This is a genomic window from Nitrospira sp. BLG_2, assembly GCF_049222245.1.
Genome location: NZ_JBLYIG010000647.1, coordinates 1 through 2,925, shown reverse-complemented (window position 1 = coordinate 2,925; position 2,925 = coordinate 1). Strand labels below are relative to the sequence as shown.

General features: G+C 59.1%; 4 protein-coding genes. 2 read left to right on the top strand and 2 right to left on the bottom strand.

Features of this window, described 5'->3' with window-relative positions; all coding sequences use genetic code 11:
- Both ACOSYY_RS17175 and ACOSYY_RS17170 read right to left on the bottom strand, forming a co-directional pair.
- A partial coding sequence (locus ACOSYY_RS17175) for an ArsI/CadI family heavy metal resistance metalloenzyme (RefSeq protein ID WP_421664032.1) occupies positions 1 to 432 on the bottom strand: 432 nt, incomplete at its 3' end.
- Entirely contained in the window at positions 396 to 923 is a 528-nt protein-coding gene (locus ACOSYY_RS17170) for an ArsR/SmtB family transcription factor (protein WP_421664031.1), read from the bottom strand. The genes ACOSYY_RS17170 and ACOSYY_RS17175, both read right to left, overlap by 37 nt.
- 231 nt (positions 924 to 1,154) lie before the next feature.
- Between ACOSYY_RS17170 and ACOSYY_RS17165 the strand changes: the two genes are divergently transcribed.
- Together ACOSYY_RS17165 and ACOSYY_RS17160 are read left to right on the top strand one after the other, a co-directional pair.
- Positions 1,155 to 2,375 carry a PQQ-dependent sugar dehydrogenase gene (locus ACOSYY_RS17165; protein WP_421664030.1) on the top strand — a complete coding sequence of 407 codons (1,221 nt, stop codon included), beginning with the start codon at positions 1,155 to 1,157 and terminating at the stop codon, positions 2,373 to 2,375.
- Between the two features lie 263 nt (positions 2,376 to 2,638).
- Positions 2,639 to 2,925: PLDc N-terminal domain-containing protein (locus ACOSYY_RS17160; RefSeq protein ID WP_421664029.1), on the top strand; the 287-nt coding region annotated here is incomplete at its 3' end.

Genomic DNA, 2,925 nt, shown 5'->3' with positions numbered 1-2,925 from the left:
GGCACTTTCCGCGCTCGCCGACTTCTCGGCCAAACTCTGCGCGTCTTCCATCGTCCGGTAGGTTTCCCATGTCACACCCGCCGGGTCTTGCACCCATGTTTTATCGGACTTGGCATAACAGCAGACCGTTTCCCCTTCATTAAATGCGGGCAAGGCTGCGCCTTTTATGCGTCCGCGCACTTCATCCAGCTCGCCATTGTCATCAACTTGAATCCCAAGATGGTCAACGCCCTTCTTACTGGCGCGGGTCGAAATGGCAAAATTCACGCGCGGGTCATCAAGCAGCCACTTTGCATAGTCGGTTTTGGTCTTCACCGGAGAAGCACCAAACAGGGCGCTGTAAAAGGGAACGGCTTGCTCGATATTTTCGACACCGATATGGATATGCAAACGCTTCATGATGTTTTCTCCTTTGTTTTGGGTGGACAGCACGTTGGCATCTCGATGACGGAACATCCGCGCTTCTTATCCTCGCGGATACTGGCAAACTCCATGCGACAACAATCCTTCACCATGTAGCGGATGAGATCGGTGAAAAATTCAAAATTCGCCCGGTAAATAATGGAGCGGCCTTCGCGCTGCGACAGGACAAGCCCGGCATGGCTCATCTGCGCGAGATGGAAGGACAGGGTGTTATGGGGAATGCGGAGCGTCTCGCTCAGCGTTCCGGCTGGTGTTCCATCCTGTCCGTATTCCACCAGCAAGCGAAACACTCGCAAGCGGGTTTCCTGTGAAAGTGCGTCAAAGGCGGTGACGGCTTCATTAATTTCCATATTTCCAGAATAATGGACTAATAAGGGTTTGTCAAGGGGGCTGCTGATGGAAAATAGTTGTGGAGCCTGCCGGATTTGCTTCCCACTCGGTGAGCTGCCTGCCGAACGACTGCGAGACGGTGATACCCTTCTGCGGCGGCACCAGTTCAAGTCAAGACATGATTCTTTAGTCGTTTGTCCGAACAGCCTTTGTAAGGCGAAGCAGGGGACCTGCGGTTGGTTCAAGGGTATTCCCGAGTCGACGCGATGTGGTCGGCCGGATCATTGTCGACCCGTGGCCTCCTGACCGGCTTCGAGCCTTTCCCGCCGGGCAGCACGCATGGCTTTAGGTAGTGAACAATGAAACTCGCAGCAACTTCTCGACACGGCCAGGAGCGTCTTATGAAGAAGGCGATGATTGCGACGATCGCAATGGTGGTGCTGACGAGTTCTCTTATTGCTGTAACACGGCCGCCGGCATCGCTTTCCGCCACATCGGCCGAAGCACCGAAGCTGACTCGCACGGTCGTGATGACCGGCTTGCAAGAACCGTGGGACATCGCCTTCACGCCCGACGGCGTGATGCTGTTCACCGAGAAGTGTCGCGGCCTGTCGGCACGCCTGCCCGATAAAAAGACGGTTCGGCTATTCGGCACCAGCGGATCGGCGCTGGTGGCGCCGGATCTGTTTTGCGAGGGCCAGAGCGGCGTGCACGGAATCGCGGTCGACCCCGATTTCGCCAAGGGAACGCGCGACATCTACGTCTACATCGCTTCCAACCTGCGCAAGCCGGCCACCAATCGAGTCGTTCGCTTGACCGTCAACGCCGACTACACGAGTGTCGCCAACCGCACCGACATCATCGAAGACATCTCGTATAAAAATGCCGCCAATGGCGCCGGCATCGCCGGCGCCCACAGCGGCGGACGTATCCGCTTCGGACCCGATCGCTTCTTGTATGTCACGACCGGTGACAATCACAACGCGACGCTGCCGCAGGACTTGAAGCGTCTCGGCGGCAAGGTGCTGCGGGTGAGTCGCGACGGCACCGCGGCGCCGGGCAACAATACGCCGACCGGCGGCGATCCGCGCATCTTCACCTACGGTCACCGCAATGTGCAGGGCATCACCTTCAGGCCGGCGGGTCAGCCGAACGCCGGCCAACCCTTTACCGCCGAGCACGGCCCGAATCACAGCGATGAAGTCACTGCGTTGGCGGCGGGTGGGAATGCGGGATGGGACCCGCAGAATCGGCCGAGACTGCGTTGCCCCGATGACTATTGCGGCTACGCGGGCGACCCGACCACGATGCCGATGACTGACACGCAGCGCTTCCCCAAAGCGATGCCCCCAAGCTGGGTCCACAACGGCAGCGGCCGCGGCATGGGCTCGGCTCTGTTCCTCGACGGCAAACAGTGGAGAGGATGGAACGGCCGCTTACTCGTGAGCTTGATGGGCGGCCAGAGGATTGCCGTGCTTGAACTGGATGCGCGTGGCATGGCGACGAACGAGGCGACCGTCGAGTTGCCCGCCACGCGAACCCGCACCCTGGTGCAAGGCCCCGATGGCAATCTGTACACCGCCAACGATGACGGAGAGATCTGGCGCGTCGTTCCGAGCTGATTCTGCATGATGATTGCCGACGGATCAACCATGAGCCGGTTCAACGGGTGTGGTCGATCGAAGCCTTCGCCATCGCCCGGTGGCTGGAAGATTTTGCTGACTGAGAAATGAACAACGACATGAGCTCCAGGCTCTGAAAGGATGAAGATGGCGAATGAGTCTGATCCGGGCGGCTGTCGGGCCGTGCCATGCGAATGACGACCATGGAAACGTGAAGGCTCGAAGCGGCTTGAACGCGGACCGCGTGAAATGCTCACAGACTCATGGACGGACTCGGTACGATAGTGCCCGTTGCGCTGGCGCTCTACGCGCTTGGGACAGGCGTTTTTCTCATTCTGGAAAATCTGCGACCCCAAGCGACGTTGGCCTGGATGCTCGCGTTTGTGTTCGCTCCCGGGATCGGCGTCTTGGTTTACTTCCTGTTCGGCCGGGATCGGAAAGCCTTCAGCAACCAAAGTGAGCTTCTCCGGCAGGACCTAGAGGCGTCCGCCTTTCCGCTTCTCGCGCCGGTGCTGTGCCGCCAGGATGAGGAAATCACCCGGCTCGAAAC